General features: G+C 68.4%; 13 protein-coding genes and 2 pseudogenes. 9 read left to right on the top strand and 6 right to left on the bottom strand.

Annotation, left to right across the window (positions count from 1 at the left end):
* Nucleotides 1-78 precede the first annotated feature (78 nt).
* Nucleotides 79-975: a LysR family transcriptional regulator gene (locus AB0C02_RS23920; RefSeq protein ID WP_357551021.1), complete on the bottom strand. Its 897-nt coding sequence runs from the start codon at nucleotides 973-975 to the stop codon at nucleotides 79-81.
* 38 nt (nucleotides 976-1013) lie between these two features.
* Here AB0C02_RS23920 and AB0C02_RS23915 point away from each other — a divergent pair, with 38 nt between their 5' ends.
* From AB0C02_RS23915 to AB0C02_RS23900, 4 genes are all read left to right on the top strand, one after another.
* Nucleotides 1014-2261 carry a YbfB/YjiJ family MFS transporter gene (locus AB0C02_RS23915; RefSeq protein ID WP_357551020.1) on the top strand — a complete coding sequence of 416 codons (1248 nt, stop codon included), beginning with the start codon at nucleotides 1014-1016 and terminating at the stop codon, nucleotides 2259-2261.
* Nucleotides 2262-2268: 7 nt separating this feature from the next.
* Entirely contained in the window at nucleotides 2269-3294 is a 1026-nt protein-coding gene (locus AB0C02_RS23910; protein WP_357551019.1) for a nitronate monooxygenase, read from the top strand.
* A 3-nt stretch (nucleotides 3295-3297) separates the two neighbouring features.
* Nucleotides 3298-3723 carry a tautomerase family protein gene (locus tag AB0C02_RS23905; RefSeq protein ID WP_357551018.1) on the top strand — a complete coding sequence of 142 codons (426 nt, stop codon included), beginning with the start codon at nucleotides 3298-3300 and terminating at the stop codon, nucleotides 3721-3723.
* Between the two features lie 168 nt (nucleotides 3724-3891).
* Nucleotides 3892-5118 (top strand): epoxide hydrolase family protein, encoded by a 1227-nt coding sequence (locus AB0C02_RS23900; protein WP_357551017.1) that lies wholly within the window; start codon nucleotides 3892-3894, stop codon nucleotides 5116-5118.
* A gap of 99 nt (nucleotides 5119-5217) precedes the next feature.
* On the opposite strand, the pseudogene AB0C02_RS23895 reads toward AB0C02_RS23900, so the two are convergent.
* Nucleotides 5218-6606: pseudogene (locus AB0C02_RS23895) on the bottom strand (transposase).
* Nucleotides 6607-7008: 402 nt separating this feature from the next.
* Here AB0C02_RS23895 and AB0C02_RS23890 point away from each other — a divergent pair.
* On the top strand, nucleotides 7009-8568 hold the full coding sequence (locus tag AB0C02_RS23890; RefSeq protein ID WP_357551016.1) for a S8 family serine peptidase: 1560 nt from the start codon (nucleotides 7009-7011) through the stop codon (nucleotides 8566-8568).
* A 32-nt stretch (nucleotides 8569-8600) separates the two neighbouring features.
* Here the strand turns inward: AB0C02_RS23890 and AB0C02_RS23885 are convergent.
* Both AB0C02_RS23885 and AB0C02_RS23880 read right to left on the bottom strand, forming a co-directional pair.
* Nucleotides 8601-9147 (bottom strand): annotated as a pseudogene (locus tag AB0C02_RS23885) (IS630 family transposase); the annotation flags it as partial.
* A 31-nt stretch (nucleotides 9148-9178) separates the two neighbouring features.
* Nucleotides 9179-10605, bottom strand: a protein-coding gene (locus tag AB0C02_RS23880; RefSeq protein ID WP_357551015.1) for an IS3 family transposase whose coding sequence is annotated in 2 segments (ribosomal slippage) — nucleotides 9179-10275 and nucleotides 10275-10605 — 1428 coding nt in all. Because the reading frame shifts where the segments join, the coding sequence is not laid out codon by codon here.
* 250 nt (nucleotides 10606-10855) lie between these two features.
* Between AB0C02_RS23880 and AB0C02_RS23875 the strand changes: the two genes are divergently transcribed.
* Both AB0C02_RS23875 and AB0C02_RS23870 read left to right on the top strand, forming a co-directional pair.
* A complete protein-coding gene (locus AB0C02_RS23875; protein ID WP_357551085.1) occupies nucleotides 10856-11404 on the top strand; it encodes a nucleotidyltransferase family protein in 549 nt (182 codons plus the stop codon).
* Between the two features lie 489 nt (nucleotides 11405-11893).
* Nucleotides 11894-13000 carry a glycoside hydrolase family 3 N-terminal domain-containing protein gene (locus AB0C02_RS23870; protein WP_357551014.1) on the top strand — a complete coding sequence of 369 codons (1107 nt, stop codon included), beginning with the start codon at nucleotides 11894-11896 and terminating at the stop codon, nucleotides 12998-13000.
* Nucleotides 13001-13330: 330 nt separating this feature from the next.
* On the opposite strand, the gene AB0C02_RS23865 is transcribed toward AB0C02_RS23870, so the two are convergent.
* Nucleotides 13331-13942, bottom strand: a complete 612-nt coding sequence (locus AB0C02_RS23865) for a hypothetical protein (RefSeq protein WP_357551013.1) — start codon at nucleotides 13940-13942, stop codon at nucleotides 13331-13333.
* A gap of 268 nt (nucleotides 13943-14210) precedes the next feature.
* Here AB0C02_RS23865 and AB0C02_RS23860 point away from each other — a divergent pair, with 268 nt between their 5' ends.
* Together AB0C02_RS23860 and AB0C02_RS23855 are read left to right on the top strand one after the other, a co-directional pair.
* The gene (locus AB0C02_RS23860; RefSeq protein WP_357551012.1) at nucleotides 14211-15671 is read left to right on the top strand and encodes an SDR family NAD(P)-dependent oxidoreductase; all 1461 of its coding nucleotides are present in this window, start codon (nucleotides 14211-14213) and stop codon (nucleotides 15669-15671) included.
* A 565-nt stretch (nucleotides 15672-16236) separates the two neighbouring features.
* Nucleotides 16237-17079, top strand: a complete 843-nt coding sequence (locus AB0C02_RS23855) for a hypothetical protein (RefSeq protein WP_357551011.1) — start codon at nucleotides 16237-16239, stop codon at nucleotides 17077-17079.
* 140 nt (nucleotides 17080-17219) lie between these two features.
* Here the strand turns inward: AB0C02_RS23855 and AB0C02_RS23850 are convergent, their stop codons facing one another.
* Nucleotides 17220-17606 (bottom strand): hypothetical protein, encoded by a 387-nt coding sequence (locus tag AB0C02_RS23850; protein WP_357551010.1) that lies wholly within the window; start codon nucleotides 17604-17606, stop codon nucleotides 17220-17222.
* Between the last annotated feature and the right edge of the window lie 158 nt (nucleotides 17607-17764).

The raw sequence follows: 17764 nt of genomic DNA, 5'->3' as shown, positions 1-17764 counted from the left end.
TCGCCGAGTTGCTCCGCGCTCATTGGGGCTCGCTGGGGAACCCGCTATCGGCGTTGGATCCCGGCCGGGATGGGTCGATCATTGGCGCGCGGTGGTCGGCCAGGCCGATGACGCCGCGATTTCGATGAAGCATCGTACGAGGGGACCGACCTTCCGCGGCATCCACGCGATGTGCATGGGCGCCGCTGGCGCTCCGGTGAGGGGAACGAAGACGACGCCGGTGTGGGCGTGTGTGCTGGTGGCGGACAAGGGGGTTGCGCCGACGCCGCGGCCTGCGGCGATGAGGGTGATCCACTCGTCGTAGTTGCCGCACTCGATGACCTGCTTGGGCCGGTCCTCGGGGCGCCAGAGTTCGGTGCGGGTGCTGCCGGTGACGGTGTTGAGGATGACGGGGTGGGTGCCGAGTTCGTTCCACCCGATCTGGTCGCGTTCGGCGAGGGGTGAGCGGCTGCTGACGGCGGCGATGCGGGGTTCTTCGAACAGCGTCACGGTCGTCGCGTCGGCGCTGGCGGGTTCGTGGCGGATGAGGGCGACGTCGATCTCACCGCGGGCGAGGGCAGCGTCGATGTCGTCACGGCGCAGCAGGTGCGCGGCGGCGCCGGTGGTCGCCTCGAAAGTGGCAACGGTCTCGGTAGCCCAGGGGTCGGGCAGCGCCCAGGAGAACCCGATGCGCAGGTCGCGTTCGCCCCGGAGTTCCGCGGTGGCGAGGTCGAGATCGCGCAAGATCGCCTGGATGCGGATGAGGAAGCCGCGTCCGGCATCGGTGACCTGGACCATGCGGGAGGTGCGTTCCAGCAGGCGGACGCCGAGGGCGGCTTCGAGTTGCTGGATGGTGCGGGATAGGGCGGGCTGGGTGATGAGCAGCTGCTTGCTGGCCGTCGTGAAGGAACGGTTCTCGGCCACGGCACAGAACGCGCGCAGGTGTCGCAACTCCACATCCATAACTGCCAAGCATAGATCGAGCGTGAGCGGCAATTTTCTTCGGCCGTGCGCGTGCGTAACGTCGAGCGGGAATGACGCGGCGCTCCGGGCGGTGCCGGTGGGATTGCGGAGGGCGTGCCGCTGTGACGGTGACTGGTACGACGACGGGATGGCGGGTCGCGTTGCGCGCAGGAGCGACGCTCGCAGCCGCGGTCGGAGTCGGCCGATTCGTGTTCACCCCGATCCTCCCGTTAATGCAGTCCCAGGCTGGCGTCAGCGCACAGTTGGGGGCGACGTTGGCCACCGGCAACCACGTCGGCTATCTGGCGGGGGCGCTCGCGGCGATGATCGCGCCCCGCCTGGCTCGCACCGCGTTCGCCGTGCGAGTCAGCGCGGTCGCGGTCGTGCTGTCGCTGGCGGCGATGCCCCTGGTGGCTGCGCCAAAGGCGTGGATCGTGCTGCGCGGGATCGCCGGGGCGGGCAGCGCGATCATGTTCGTCGCCGCCGCCAGCGCAGTGCTGATCACCGTCCCGACCGGCTCGCGGCACCTGGTCGGCTGGGCCTACGGCGGGGTCGGCGCGGGCATCGCGGCCTCCGGGGCGGTGGTGCTGCTGGTGGACCTGGTCGGTGACTGGCACACGGCATGGTGGGCGGCTGCCGGCCTGGCCGCACTGCTGGGCGCTTCGGGCTGGCGGCTGGCCGGCACAGACCCGGCCAGCGAGGCCGAGACGGTGGTACGCGAACCGATCAGCCGGCCGCACCGCTGGTTCGTGCCACTGGTGGTGGCGTACTTCCTGGAAGGTGTCGGCTACATCATCGCCGGAACGTTCCTGGTCGCCACGGTCGCGGCCTCGGTTCCCGGCGAGCTGGGCAAGGCGACCTGGATCGTGGTTGGCCTGGCGGCAATCCCCTCCTGCGTGCTGTGGGCGTGGCTGACCTCCCGGCTCGGCCACCCGACGCTTCTGGCGACGGCGTTGGGATTGCAGGCGACAGGAATCGTGCTGGCCGGCCTTGCCGTCGGGGTGGTCGACGCTGTGGTCGCAGCCGTCCTGTTCGGCGGTACGTTCATGGGAGTGACCGCGATCGCACTGGACGCGGGCAACCACCTCCAAATTCCCGCGGCGGTAGCCATCCTGTCGGCCGTGTACGCGGTCGGGCAGGCCGCGGGGCCGGTAGCGGTCGCGCCGCTGCTGTCCGGCGGGTTCCATGGCGCCCTGTTCGTTGCGGCCGGGGTCGTCGCGCTCGCCGCGCTCACCGCCCTCATGCTGCGCATCCGATTCCCTCACGCGCGCCCGACGGTGGCGATTGCGCCGTTGGCCAGCGCCGCTTCCGATCGTTAGAAGGAACATGGCATCCGACACGCTGCTGGATTCCCCGCTGCCGATCGTCGCAGCCCCGATGGCCGGCGGCCCCACAACCATCGCTCTGGCGGCGGCCGTCGCCTCCGTGGGCGGCTTCCCGTTCCTCGCCGGCGGGTACAAGACCCCCGACGCCCTCGCTGCGGAGATCGGCCAGGTTCGCGCCCTCGGCGTCCCGTTCGGGGTGAACCTGTTCGTGCCCGCTCAGGACCAGCCGGACGAGACCGCGTTCAGTGTCTACGCTGCCGAGCTACGTTCCGAGGCAGACGCTTACGGGCTGCAGCTTGACGCGGTTCCCGTGGCTGACGACGACCGGTGGGCAGAAAAGGTTGAGCTGCTGATCGCTGACCCGGTCCCGGTGGTGTCGCTGACCTTCGGGCTGCCCGATCCCACTGCCATCGCGGCACTGCGGCGGGCTGGTTCCCGGGTGTTGGCAACCGTCACCACTCCTGAAGAGGCCGTTGCCGCCCGGAACTGCGGGGTCGACGGGTTGTTCGTGCAAGGCCCGGACGCCGGGGGGCACAGCGCCACGTTCGCCCCGACCCGCACGCCCGAGCCCATCAAGACGGCCGAGCTGGTCCGGCGGGTGCGGGCGGCGGTGGACCTGCCGGTAATCGCCGCCGGCGGCGTCGACGGGCCCGAAGCGGTGCGCCGCCTGCTGGACGCGGATGCGCAGGCCGTCGCGGTCGGGACGCTGCTGCTGCGTACCGACGAGGCCGGGACCTCGCCCACACACAAGGCAGCGCTGGCCGATCCCGCGTTCGGTGAGACCGTCATCACCCGCGCCTTCACCGGCCGCCCCGCCCACGCGCTGCGCAACGGATTCATCGACCGGCATCAGCAGGCCGCGCCGGTTGCGTACCCGGCCGTCCACCACCTCACCCGGGCCCTGCGGCAAGCCGCCGGCAAGGCCGGCGACGCCGACCGGCTGCACCTGTGGGCTGGAACCGGGTACCGCAACGCGCCCACCGGGCCGGCCGCCGACGTGATCCGCCGACTCGCCGAGGAGGCCTGAACCATGCCGCTCATCGTGATCGACGTCGTCCGTGGGCACGACGAGACCTATCTGACCTCGCTGCTCGACGGCATCCACGAAGCGGTCGTGGACGCGTTCGAGGTTCCTGACACCGATCGTTACCAGGTGCTCACCCAGCACGAGCCGTTCGAGCTGCGGGCACTGGACACCGGCCTCGGGCTCACCAGAAGCCGCGACCTGACCTTCATCCGCGTCATCAGCAAGACCCGCCCCGAGTCGGCCAAGCGGCGCCTGTACGAGCTGATCGCGCAGCGCCTGCATTCGCGGTTGGGCCTCAGCGGGGAGGACATCATCGTCACCATCGTCGAGAACACCGGCGCGGACTGGTCCTTCGGGCGAGGCACGGCGCAGTTCCTCACCGGGGAACTCCCCGAGGCCCCCATACCGCCGGGCGACAACCGAAGGTGAGGCGGCGGGTCGGTCTGGTAGCTGGAAGCCCGCCACCACGCTCGCGCCCGGATTAGAGGATCGCAGCCGCACAGGTCTCGGCTCGGCTCGCCGAACCCATGCGACAGCCAGGTGTAGACGTCGATCCAGGTGGTATTCGGATGCCCTCGGCGAGGGACGGAGGGCCGTGTGGCTGTCAAGACCAAAGAGCGGGTAGGCATCGCAGGTGTCCGGCCGTTCACGATCGAGGTCCCCGAGGCGGAACTCGAGGCGCTGCGCACGCGCATCAGGGCCACACGCTGGCCCGAGAGGCAGACCGTCGATGATCAGTCGCAGGGCGTACCGCTCGAAACAAGCCAGGCGCTCGCGCGCTATTGGGAGAAGGAGTACGACTGGCGCAAGGTCGAGGCGACGCTGAATGCGCTACCGAACTTCATCACCGAGATCGACGGGCTCGACATCCACTTCATCCACGTCCGATCGAAACACGAAGACGCCCTGCCGCTCATCGTCACACACGGCTGGCCCGGCTCGATCATCGAACAGCTGAAGATCATCGGCCCGCTCACCGATCCCACGGCACACGGCGCGAGCGCGTCGGATGCCTTCCATCTGGTGATCCCGTCCCTGCCGGGCTACGGATTCTCCGGCAAGCCGACCACGCCAGGCTGGGGCCCGGAGCACATCGCACGCGCCTGGATCGACCTGATGAAGCGCCTCGGCTACACCCGATTCGTCGCCCAAGGCGGCGACTGGGGCGCGCTCATCACCGACCTCATCGGTCTGCAGGCGCCCCCGGAACTGCTCGGCATTCACACCAACATGCCTGGCACGGTTCCCCCCGACATCGATGCACTGATCCAGTCCGACATCACCGGGATCAACAAGGCGCTCATCAAGCTGCCCTCCAACCTCTCCGACGAGGAGAAGCGCGCCTGCGGGCAGCTCGACTTCTTCTGGAAGCATGGAGCGTATGCCCTCATGATGGGGACTCGCCCCGAGACGTTGACTGGACTGGTCGACTCTCCCATCGCTCTGGCGAGCTTCATGCTGGACCATGACGCAGCCAGCCTGGAGCTGATCTGCCGGGCCTTCGCTGGCCAGCCCGGCGGCCTCACGCGAGACGACATCCTCGACAACATCACGCTCTACTGGCTGACGAACACGGGGGTTTCTTCGGCTCGTCTCTACGCGGAGAACAAGCTGTCGTTCTTGTCCGCGAAGGGCGTCTCCGTGCCGACCGCCGTGAGCGTCTTCCCGGACGAGCTCTATCAGGCGCCGCGGAGCTGGGCGGAGCGGGCGTACCCCAATCTCATCCATTACAACCGGCTCGACCGGGGCGGGCACTTCGCGGCCTGGGAACAACCGCACCTCCTCTCCGAGGAGCTTCGTGCCGGTTTCCGGTCGCTCCGTTAGTAGTGCTTTGTTAAGTTGGTACCAGTTGGCGGCAGAGAGGGCAGAATCCGAGCCTGGTCGCGAGTTGGTATTGCAGTTCGCGGAGGACGGCGTAGGGGCTCAGGTCTGCCCTGTTGCTTTTGGGTCTGGGAGCCGTAACTGGGTGAGGAACAGTTGGGCGGCTGCGGTGAGCGTGACGTGGCGGTTCCAGCCGATCCATGAGCGGCCTTCGAAGTGGTCGAGTCCGTGGGCGGTCTTGAGTTCGCGGTAGTCGTGCTCGATGCGCCAGCGGCTCTTGGCCAGGCGGACCAGTTCGGCAAGTGGTGTGTCGGCGGGTAGGTCGGACAGCCAGTAGTCGGTGGGTTCGTCCTGGCCGGGTGGCCATTGCACGATCAGCCAGCATTCGGGGAGGACCCCGTCGTCACCACAGTCTGGTCCGCGTTGGATGGCGCGGCCTGCGGGCCGGACCCGGAGGGCGAGGAAGTGCCCGGCTAGTTCCCGGGTGGGCTGGCCGGGGGCACGATCGGCGGTGGGGAGCCGGTCGCGGCAGCACACCCGTCGTGTCACGTGCGGGCCCTGGGCCAGAGCGATGTGCTTGAGGCTGCGGGCGGGTTGCGGGTATTTCGGGGTGGGGTGCTTGCCGACGCCGGCGTAAGGGGGCTCGACCGGTTGGGCGTCGCCGGGTTGGGCGGTGGTGGACGAGGTGGTCGACACGATGTAGGGGATGCCGCGTTCGGTCAGGCCCTGGCGGAACTCCGCGACCTGCCCGTAGCCGGCGTCGGCGGTCAGCAGCGGCGGACGCAGCCCTCAGGCGGCCAGCTCGTCAAGCATCTCCAGGACCATCATCCACTTCGGCCGGTACCGCTGATCCTCGGGCGGCCTCGATGCCGCCCGTCGCCGGCGGATCTGGTCGATCCGTTCAGCGCGCGGCACCTGTCTGCGTGCGTGTGGCTTCCTCGCCCCGGCCTGGTCGAGGGTGACCGGCTCGCGGCGCAGCCTACGGGCGTGCGGATTGGCGATCTTCCCGTCGGCGCCCGGGACGCAGGTCTCGTCCCAGGACTCAGGCACGAACAGCCGCCAGTCCAGCACCGCCGAGGCCGTGTCGGTCGCGGCGTGAACCGTGACGGCGATCTGGCAGTTGGCGACCTTACCGAGGGTGCCGGAGTACTGCCGGGCGACGCACGCCGGTGCCCGACCGTCCTTGGGGAACCCGGTGTCGTCGACCACCCACACCTGCGGGCCCACCACTTCAACGGCGGCTACCGCCAGCCGCCGCCGCACACCGGCCTCGTCTCAGGTGGACGAGGTCAGGAACTGCTGCAACTGCTGCTGATCCACGCCTAGCCGCTGCGCCATCGGCTGCATCGACTTACGCCGGCCGTCCAGCATCAGCCCACGCAGATACCGAAGCCCGGTCGCACGCTGATCCGACCGCGGCAACCCCGCGAACACTCCAGCCGCGAACTCCTCCAGCCGTACCCGCACTCGGGCGAGCCCTCCCTCATCCATGCCCGGCAGCCAAAACCGCCCTACAAGCGACACACCGGAACAACCTAACAAAGCACTACTAGCTAAGGAACGCGGAAGTTCTGGGGTTTTCGCCGCGTCCGCAGGCAGCAGTCGTCAGGCCGGGGCGGCCCCGACATCCTACGGGTAGCGTTCTATTTGCGAAAGTATTCGATCATAAGCGCATCCCCAGCTTCGCCTTGGAGAAGTGGGAGTAGTTTTCGCAGTGATTCGACCTGCGCCTTTAGGACCCGGTGCGATCGTTCACCCATTGACCTTCCAAAGACGAGGACATATCGATATCCTTGAGTTGATGAGTGCCCAGCCGATGGTCTTTCACCGCGATGTGGGTCCTCATCCGTACGGCCATATCACCCATCCACCCCGTTAGGGAAGGTCCCCTCAGTGACAGAGACTCGCGCGTTCGTCACCCGGCTGCTCCGCGGCCTCTCGGTGACCGCAGTCGCATCCTTGGCGGTAGCCGCCCTCGGCGCCCTGCCCGCCGCAGCCGAGGGCGTCGTCCGAAACGCCGGCAGCCCGGGCGCCATTACCGATAGCTACATCGTTGTCTACCGTGATGCCGCAGTGGCGAAGCCCGGAGCGACCGACAAGCTGACGCGCCGCCTGGCCGCGAAACACAGCGCGCGAATCACCTATCGGTACGACTCCGCGCTGCGCGGCTTCGCGGCCACCATGAGCAAGACCCAGGCGGCCCGACTGGCGGCTGACCCCGCGGTCGACTACGTGTCCCAGAACCAGCAGATCTCCATCACCGGGACCCAGCCGAACCCACCGTCCTGGGGTCTGGACCGCATCGATCAGCGCAACCGTCCGCTCGACAACAGCTACACCTACCAGAACGCCGCCAGCAACGTGCACGTGTACGTGATCGACACCGGCATCCGGACCAGCCACGTCGACTTCGGTGGCCGGGCCACCTGGAACTTCAACTCGGTAGACAGCAACAACGCCGACTGCAACGGCCACGGCACGCACGTCGCCGGCACGATCGGCGGTGCCACCTACGGTGTGGCCAAGGGGGTACGGCTGCACGCGGTCAAGGTGCTCGACTGCGCCGGCAGGGGGACGACGGCGGGCGTCATCGCCGGGGTCAACTGGGTCACCGCCAACAAGATCTCGCCCGCGGTGGCGAACATGAGCCTCGGCGGCGGCGCCGACTCCGCCCTGGACGCCGCCGTGCTCAATTCCATCAACGCTGGGGTGACATACGTGGTCGCCGCCGGCAACGACAACGCCGACGCCTGCAACTACTCGCCAGCCCGGATGTCCCAGGCGATCACCGTGGGCGCGACCACGAGCACCGACACGCGAGCCTCTTTCTCCAACTACGGACGTTGCGTGGACGTCTTCGCTCCGGGCCAGAGCATCACCTCCGCCTGGAACAGCGGCGATACCGCGTCGAACACCATCGACGGCACCTCGATGGCCGCGCCGCACGTGGCCGGCGCCGCCGCGCTCCTGCTGGGGTCCAACCCGACGATGTTCCCCGGATACGTTGACATAGAACTAACTGTAATTAATGCGACGACGGGACGGCTCAGCGGCATCAACAACGGCTCACCGAACAAGCTGCTCCACACCCTCATCACTCCGCCTCGGCCCGGCACCGACGTGGTCCCCGTGAATCATATGCTCACCACTGGCCAGTACATTCGATCCGACGAGGGTAACTACGAGCTGGTGATGCAGGGGGACGGCAACCTTGTCCTCTACCAGGACGGCTTTCCGCTCTGGAACACCCCCAACACGTGGGGCAATTGGAATGCCTACGCGGTTGTCCAGGGGGACGGCAATTTCGTGGTCTACGCCCAAGGCGGGCGGCCCCTCTGGAGCAGCAATACGTGGTCCAAGCCCATCGACCGGCTCGAGCTGCAGTCTGACGGCAACCTCGCGCTGTGGGGCCGGGACGGCAGAATGTACTGGGATATATTGGGTCGTGCATAGTGTCCTGAGTCGTTAATTCGTTGACAGTATGCGGCGATCGTTTCGAGGATGTCGTCAGCCGTCTTGGTCCAGACGAAGGGCTTGGGGGCGGTAGGCCGACCGACGGAGTTTGCGGTTGGTCAGTTCGGCGAGCCAGCGTTCGACCAGGTTGAGCCACGACGAGTAGGTCGGGGTGAAGTGCAGGTGGAACCGGGGGTGCTTGAGCAGCCACTGCTGGATGGCGGGCGTCTTGTGGGTGGCGTAGTTGTCCAGCACCAGATGCAGCTCCAACTCGGGCGGGGTTGCCCGGTCGATGGTGCACAGGAAGCGCAGGAACTCCTGGTGGCGGTGTTTGCGCTGGGTCTGGCCGATGACCTTGCCGGTGGCCACGTCCAGCGCGGCGAACAGGCTGGTGGTCCCGTGGCGGACGTAGTCACGGGTCACCCGGCCGGGCACGCCCGGCATCATCGGCGCGGTCCGATCGAGGGCCTGCATCTGCGACTTCTCGTCCACGGCGAGGACCATGGCGGCCTCGGGCGGGTCCAGGTACAACCCGACGACGTCGCGGACCTTGTCCACGAACAGCGGGTCGGTCGACACGGAAGATGTCAACCAGTTCGGGGCGGTTGGTTCAGGGATTCGTTGAGTGAGTCGTGTTCTCCTGTGGCTTGTTGATCCAGGCGGCTTCGGGTAGGGCGGGTGGTTGCGGGGCGCCGCGTACGAACCGTTCGGGGTTGCGGGTGTAGGCGGCGGTCAGGACCTCGGCGCGGACGTCGCGGACCCGCTGGGCGTGGCCGTGGTGGACGTCGTGCGGGGTGTGCCAGCCGATGCCGGAGTGCCGGTGGATCGTGTTGTACCAGGTGAAGAAGGCTCGGCAGTGGGCTCGGGCGTCCTGGAGGCTGCCGAAGCGGTCGGGGAAGTCCGGCCGGTATTTCAGCGTCTTGAACTGGGCCTCGGAGAACGGGTTGTCGTTGCTGCACCGGGGCCGGGAGTGGGATTTGGTGACGCCGAGGTCGGCCATCATCTGCGCGACGGTCTTGGACGCCATGGAGGTGCCGCGGTCGGCGTGGATGGTCAACTGCTGGCGGCTGATTCGCTGCTTGGTGATCGCGTCGGCGAGGAGCCGTTCGGCCAGGGCGGCGTCCTCACGTTCGGCGATCAGCCAGGCGACGGTGTAGCGGCTGTAGATGTCGATGACCGCGTAGAGGTGGTAGAAGACCCGCTTGGCCGGGCCGCGGAGTTTGGTGATGTCCCACGACCACACGCGGTTGGGTGCGTCTGCGATCAGTTCGGGTTTGATCTTCGGCGGGTGCACGGCTTGGCGGCGGCGTTCCCGGACTTCGCCGTGTTCGCGCAGGATCCGGTACATGCTCGACACCGACGCGACGTATACGCCCTCGTCGAGCAGGGTGTGGTAGACGGCGGCCGGGGCCATGTCGACGAAGTCGGGGCTGTTGAGCAGCGCCCGGACACTGTCACGCTCGAGGGCGGTCAACGCGCGGGGCTGGGGCCTCGGCTGGCGTGGCGGGCGTGGCGGTAGCGGGCTTTGACGGTGGCGGCGGTAGTGGTTGGCCTGCGGCCGGCCGGTGGCCCGGCACGCCGCACGGACCCCGACCAGCGGCGTCAACTCGGCGATCGCCGCCTCGACGGCGGCGTCGATCATCTCGTCTCGCCCTGCTCTGTCGCGCTGTCGGTGGCGAGCTGACCCAGCAGCGCGGAGAGTTTTCCCTGGACCTCGATCACCTTGCGGGCCTTGTCCAGCTCGGCCCGCAGCCGCTCGTTCTCGGCGCGCAGCCGAGCGGCCTCCCGCACGGCAGGGTCGGTCTTCGGCCGACCCGCGGGCTTGGCCAGAGCCTCATGCGCGCCCGCGTCGCGCTGGTGCTTCCACGCCGCGATCAACGACGTGTACAGGCCCTCGCGGCGCAGCAACGCGCCCTTGCCAGCCTTGTCCAGGGTCTCGTACTCGGCCAGGATCCGCGCCTTGTAGGCGGCGGTGTACGTCCTGGTCCGGGGCTTGGCCGGCACCTCAGGATCGGGTACCGGTTGATGCGATGTCACGGGGTGGTGCTCCTTGCTCGCCCTCACGGGTCAACGTTTCAGCAGGTCAACCTGCCTTCCCTAAGGCTGACACAGAGGGACAGCTTCCAACTATCGACCAGGTGCGGCTTGAGCCCACACGCCCGCCAAATCCGCGAGACCGGCGGTGGTGATCGCGCCGAAGCACGTCGGTGACAGACTTCGCTCTGCCCTCAGCCCCCGCCTCGCAAGTGGTGCGTCCGTCCGCTGGTCTAGGGTCCCTGGGGTGGTCATGGGCGCGCAGGACGTCGTGGGCGTAATCGAGTCAGACCCGGGAGCAATGAGAGTCCTTCGGGCTGCGGCCGACCTTGGATTACCGGACTGGTGGATCGGTGCCGGCTTCGTACGCAACCGCGTCTGGGACGCGATCAGCAACCTCCCGGTATCGCCGGAGCGCGACGTGGACGTCGCCTACTTCGACCCGGAGAAGCTGGACCCACGCGAGGACGCACGCGCCGAAGCCCAAGCCATGGTGACCTTGCCTGGGGTGCCGTGGGAGATTCGTAATCAAGCACGGATGCATCTGCGCAATGGCGTTGAGCCCTACACGTCCGCCCTGGACGCGATATCGCGCTGGCCCGAAACGGCAACGTGCGTCGCGGTTACTCTGCGGGGTGACTCTGTTCGCCTGGTGTCCTGCCATGGGCTGGCTGACCTTGTGGCAATGGTTGTCCGCCCCTCTCCAGCCTTCAACAACGCGGCGGGCCGCGCGAAGGTACAGCGCCGCGTGGAGATCAAGGGATGGCTCGACCGATGGGCCAAACTGCGGCTGGAGATCTAGCGCTCACGCCAGCTCGTTCGCGGGTCGGACGGAAACCCGACCATTGTCAGCTGGACTTCCGGCGGCACTGGTCGCCGGCGAGAGTCTTGCGGATACTGCTCCTTATAAGAACAGGAGTCAGGCGACGCCCGTACGGGTTCCGGTGACGCAGGGACGCAGGGACGCACCCACAGGGCAGATGCACCGCTGGTGATCACCGCCGGACGGGTACAACGTCCCTCGCCGTGGCTGCGCGGGCGAGAAGAACGCCGCAGTCGGGTCGCGGGCGACCGGCCGTCGGCGGATCTCCATCGGGCGTACCGGGTTGGTGCGGGCAACGCGGAGGTGGTCATGTACCAGACGGCGTGGGTTCGCACCGCACTGGTGGCCGTGACGGTCGGCCTTGCCCTGGTCGCCTGCGAGTCCCCGCAGGCCCCCGCGCTCCGGCCTTCCGGCTCTGATGAGTCGCGCCCGGCCTGGTCCTCGTCCGGCGGGTCAGGTGGCGGGCCGGTGTCATCTTCGTCCACATCGACCATGCCGCCGCCCGCGACCAGCGCGGGCACGCCAGCCGCGGCGGTACCGTCCACGCCGGCACCGACCAGATCAGCCGGCCTGACCGGGCGGCAACTGGCCGGGCAGCGGATCATCTACTCCTATCCCGGGTTGACACCGCCGGCGAGCCTGCTGAGGATCATCCGCGCCGGCGAGGCGGCCGGGGTGATCTTCTTCGGGGAGAACATCGCCAGCACGGCCCAGATCAGCTCGGTGATCGCCCAGTTGCGACGAGCGCAGGCACAAAGTCCGATCCACCTGCCGCTGCTGATGATGACCGACCAGGAGGGCGGCCTGATCCGGCGGCTGCCCGGCGCTCCGGCGCTGTCGGAGAAGCGGATAGGCCAGTCGGACGATCCGGTGACCGCGGCGACCACGGCGGGCACCACCGCCGGCCGTACCCTCGCCGCCGTGGGCATGAACGTCAACCTCGCCCCGGTACTGGACGCCTACGCCACGCCGAACAACTTCATCGACCAGTACCAGCGCTCCTACAGCAGCGACCCCGGCACCGTCGCGACCCTGGGGCGGGCGTTCATCACCGCCCAGCAGCGCACCGGCGTGGCCGCCACCGCCAAGCACTTCCCTGGCCTGGGATGGGCGACAACGACCCAGGACACCGACACCGGCCCCGTCACCCTGCACGAATCGCTGGCCCGCCTGCGCGGCACCGACGAACTGCCCTACACCGCCGCCGTCGCCGCCGGCGTCGACCTGGTCATGGTGTCCTGGGCCGCCTACCCGGCGCTGGACCCGAACCGTCCAGCCGGCCTGTCCCCGACCGTCGTCGGGCAGGAACTACGCGGCCGCATCGGGTTCACCGGGGTGACCATCACCGACGCCTTGGAAGCCGGTGCGCTGGCCGGCTACGGCGGCACCGGCCAGCGTGCGATCGCCGCCGCAACCGCTGGCATGGACCTCATCCTGTGCTCCGCCCGAGACGTCAGCCAAGGCGAGGCTGCCACCACCGCCCTGATCAACGCCCGCGGCAGTGGCCAACTCGACCCCGCAAACTTCATCGCCGCAGCGGATCGGATCGCCGACCTGCGGGGCCGTCTCCAATGACCATGCACCTCGGTGCCGCGGGTCCAGCGCGATGCGCCAGTCCCAGCCAGATCGGTCAGCCAGGCCGGCGGGTCGGTGGCACAGGTCCACGCCGCCGAGCCCCCCGCGCTTTCCATGCCGGTCAGCACCTCCGGTTCGGCGAGCCGGGCAACAGGGCGTTCATCTTCGCCGCATCGGCGCGTTCGTCCGACATGCCGTTCTGATGGCTGCTTCGGCCGCCGCATGCCTGATCGGCAGTGATCCCGGTCACCTCTACCGTCCGGGCCTTGGCGGTCGCGCACAGCCGGCGGCAGGGTCAGCGTCGTCGCGCCAGCTCAGCCGTCCAGCAGGTCAGGAGCGTTCGTTGCCCGCCCACCGGCGTCCCCGCCCACCCCGTTCGGCCGCGCTGCCCGTCGCGACCGGAGCGCTCGCCGCCCTGCTGGTCGGCGGAGCGGGTCTCGGCTTCGCGCTGATCGGAGACGCCGAGGCTGACTCCGGCGACGCCGTGCGGGCGGCCGGCACGCCGGACCTTCGGCCGGCACCGGCCACCCCTACGCCGGATATCCCGACGACGCCAAGCGCGGACGTCGTATCCGGTCCGTCTCCCGCCGAGGTCGCCCCACCTACCGTTCCGGTGGCCCAGACCGAGCCGCGGCGCCAGCCGACCGCCGGCCCGGCGACCTCGGCCTCGGCCTCGGCAGCCGGCGTGCCGAAGCCGACGGCCACGAACCCGGCCACAAGGCCACCCACCACGAAGCCGACAGCGCATCCGACGCCTGGATCGACCGGCACCCCCTCGTTGCCGCCGACCACCGCCACTCCCAGCCCGTCCGGCAGCCCCACCGCGGTCCCGTCCACACCTAGTCCGACCCCGCCGGACGGCACGCCGGGGCCGAGCAGCCCGGCGCCCAGCGGCTCCGCGTCCCCCGAGCCGGCGTCGCCACCGGCAAGCCCCACAGGCACGAACGACGCCGGTCCGATTTGACGGACCCTGCCAGAGTCCAGACAGCATCAAGGATCTCACCCGGGTACCTTCCCTGTGCTCGGCCGAAAGCCGCGCCGGTGCCGAACCGTGAACCCGCATATCGGCTACGAGCGGGCGGCGCAGCCCGCCGGGCGACGGTGACAGGCGCGGGATGCGTCGGAGGTCGTGCGGTGCGTACAGTTTCGGGTCGGACTTGGGGCGGGCCGGGTAGATCCGGCGCGGGGAACGGGATGAGACAGCGGCGGCATGACGGCGGACAGCATTACCGAAACCGGCCAATACGGCATTGACCCGACTCGGCTGGAGACCTGCCTCAGCGTCTTTGAGGCGTTGGAGGACCTGCCTCCCGATCACCCCGACGTGGTGCGGGTGCAACGGGCCACCGCGAAGCTCTACAAGATGATCAAGCAGCGGCGACGCGAGGAACGGCGGGATGCCATCGCGGAGGCCGACCGCGCGGTGACAGCGGCCACCGCCACCGGCGCCCCGGGCCGGATCGATGACGAGACCCAGGGCATCCCGCTCGCCTCCCCCACCGTGGGCGCCACGGCCGGCTTCCTGCACAATCCGCGCGGCTGCTACGTCTGTAAACAGCGCTACCGCGAGGTGGACGCCTTCTACCATCAGCTCTGCCCGCCCTGCGCCGCGCTCAACCGGGAGCGCCGCAACGCCCGCACCGACCTGACCGGCCGGCGCGCGCTGCTCACCGGCGGCCGGGCGAAGATCGGCATGTACATCGCGCTGCGGCTGCTGCGCGACGGCGCGCACACCACGATCACCACCCGGTTTCCCCACGACGCGGTCCGCCGATTCGCCGCGATGCCCGACAGCGGAGACTGGCTGCACCGCCTGCGGATCGTCGGGATCGACCTACGCGACCCCGCCCAGGTGATCGCCCTCGCTGACTCGGTCAGCGATCAGGGACCACTCGACATCCTGATCAACAACGCGGCGCAGACCGTCCGCCGCACACCCGGGGCGTACGCGCAGCTCGTCGCCGCAGAGGCCGCGGCCCTGCCGGACGGTCCGCTGCCGGAGATGATCACGTTCGCCAAACCTGCCGGCCGGGGCGACCCGGCGGGCAGCCTGACCGCCTCGCCGCAGGCGGCTGCGATCTCCCCGCACGCGCTCACCGCGCTGGCCCTGACCAGCGGCTCCGCCTCGCCGGAACGGATCGCGGCAGCCACCGCCATCGACGCCGGCGGCCTGGTGCCGGACCTCGACCCGGTCAACAGCTGGGTGCAGCGGGTGCAGGAGGTCGACCCGGTCGAGCTGCTCGAAGTGCAGCTGTGCAACGTCACCGCACCGTTCGTGCTGGTCAGCCGGCTGCGACCGGCGATGGCCGCAGCGACCGCCCGCCGCAAGTACGTGGTGAACGTGTCGGCGATGGAAGGCCAGTTCGCCCGCGGCTACAAGGGGCCAGGGCACCCACACACCAACATGGCCAAGGCCGCACTGAACATGCTGACCCGCACCAGCGCCCAGGAGATGCTTACCGATGGCATCCTCATGACCAGCGTCGACACCGGCTGGATCACCGACGAACGGCCCCACCCGACGAAGATGCGGCTCGCGGACGCCGGCTTCCACGCCCCGCTGGACCTGGTCGACGGCGCGGCCCGGGTTTACGACCCGATCGTCCGCGGCGAACAGGGCGAAGATCTGTACGGCTGCTTCCTGAAGGACTACGCGCCCTGCGCGTGGTGATCAGCACACCCACCCCGCCATCGGCCACCCAGACCCAGGCCGACACGGTAACCACCGTCACCCCGTCCATCACAGGTCCAAACCGCGGTGGCTCGATCTGAGTGGCCGCCAGCGCCATACGTCGATGCAGCGAAACCCTGTCGGCCGGCGTCAGCGGTCTTCAACACGACAGCCGGCACCAGCCAGGCGGGGAGCAGCACACCACTTCGGTCTTCTCTGGGAGGTCACGCCGGCCTGCTCGCCCACATCACCGCAAGTCAGCGCGCTGCCCCCGGTCAGGCCACCTTGAGCACTTCGGACGCGGTGACCACTTCGCCAACCTGCAGCCACATGCAATGCCTGGTCATCCAACGGCTCCTTACCGCTGTTGGATGCGGTTCAACACCGTTCAGTGCACCCGACTGCTCCGCGTGACCGCTGCACTGAGCCACCGCGCGCATCCTTGGCGGATGAGTGCGGTGAGCGTGCGGCAGGTCGAGTCCCATCGCACCGGCAGGGGCCACCTAGACTCCTTCGCGCAGGATTCGGCGAGACTGCACCCGCGCCCGACCAACAGGAGAACCCCGTGCCGCCCCGGAGAACCCGCGTCCTTTACGTCACCGACCTGGCATACGAGGCGCGCGGGCGCCGATACTGCGACGAGGACATCTTTCTGGCTACCCAACTGCGGGAGCACTTCGACATCGCCCTGTGCCACCCGACCGATGCAGTTGAGTTGATGGACTCCTTTGATGTGGTCGTGGTTCGCAACAGCGGCCCCGTCCTGTACTACCAGGATCATCACGACGAGTTCCGCGCTCGTGCAGGGCAGGCGGGTGTGCGAGTCTTCACCGAGCTGACCGGCAAGGCCGACATGGCCGGCAAGCAGTACCTGCTGGATCTGTACGCAGCCGGCTACCCCGTCATCCCCACCGTCGACCGGTTGCAGAACATCGAACGCCTGCCACCGGCCGCCGAGTACGTGGCCAAGCCGAAGTTCGGCGCTGATTCCGTTGGTCTGCAGTTCGTTCAGCGCGAGCGACTGTCAGACCTGAACTACGACAACCTGCTGGTCCAGCCACGTGTCGATTTCGCGTACGAGGTCTCGTTCTACTTCGTCGACCACACCTTCGAGTACGCGTTGTACGCGCCTCATGCCGACCAACGGTGGCTGCTCGAGCCCTACGAGCCGACCGATGCCGATTTGGCTTTCGCGCAGCGGTTCATCGACTGGAACGACGTCAGGCACGGTATTCAGCGCGTCGACGCGTGCCGCACACGAACCGGCGAACTCCTCCTCGTCGAACTTGAGGACCTCAACCCCTATCTCTCTCTGGACCGCGTTGCTGCTCCGACCAGAGATGCCTTTATCAGGGACATGACGGCATCCATCGCGGCCATGGCCAAGAAGAGTCCAACAACTCGCTGATCGCCCAACGAACCCCGCCGCAGCACGACGCCAATCCGTCCGCACATCGGCAGTTTCGACCGGGGGCCGACCGGCGTCGAGTCACGCTGCGTAACGCGCGGCTCGCGGCAGATCAGTGCGTTCGAGCTGCCATGCCGAGTTCAATACCAGATCTGGATACGGACGACGGACGGCATCAGATCATGGTCGCCGGTTATCCGGAGCCTGGCGGTCCCGGGCTCGTCGGTGATCACGCGCATGGAGATCCAGTTGTTCGGGTCGTGCAGGACGAACTCGCCGTGCTGGGACGCGATGATGCCATCGTAGAGAGTGACGTCTTCATGCGTTGGCTCGTCGGAGTCGAACACCTCCACCGTGACCGGCCCGTCGACTGAGGGCTGCACGCGTAGGTAGAGGGAGTCAGCTACAGCATGTACGGCGCCGCCGTCCCAGCCTTCGTGGGTGTCCGCCGAGTTGATGTCCCGAAGGACCAGCAGTCCGTGCTGCACGGGTATGCAGAAAGAGCCGAGGAAGTCGTCGGTCGTCACTTGAGCTCACTTTCGATCGGGGAGTTGGCCGCGAAGGGCACGATAGCCGGGGCCTGACGTCCGCTCATCGGCTACTTGTTTCATTGACTCACGACCGTTGCCCGGCCAGGCTTCGGTCGAGGCGCCCGGGCTGTCGCTCTCACATCGGCTGCCCACGC

Source organism: Micromonospora sp. NPDC048999, assembly GCF_040649295.1.
Lineage (GTDB): Bacteria > Actinomycetota > Actinomycetes > Mycobacteriales > Micromonosporaceae > Micromonospora.
The sequence above is the reverse complement of the archived record's forward strand: the minus strand, read 5'-3'. Positions and strand labels throughout refer to the sequence as shown.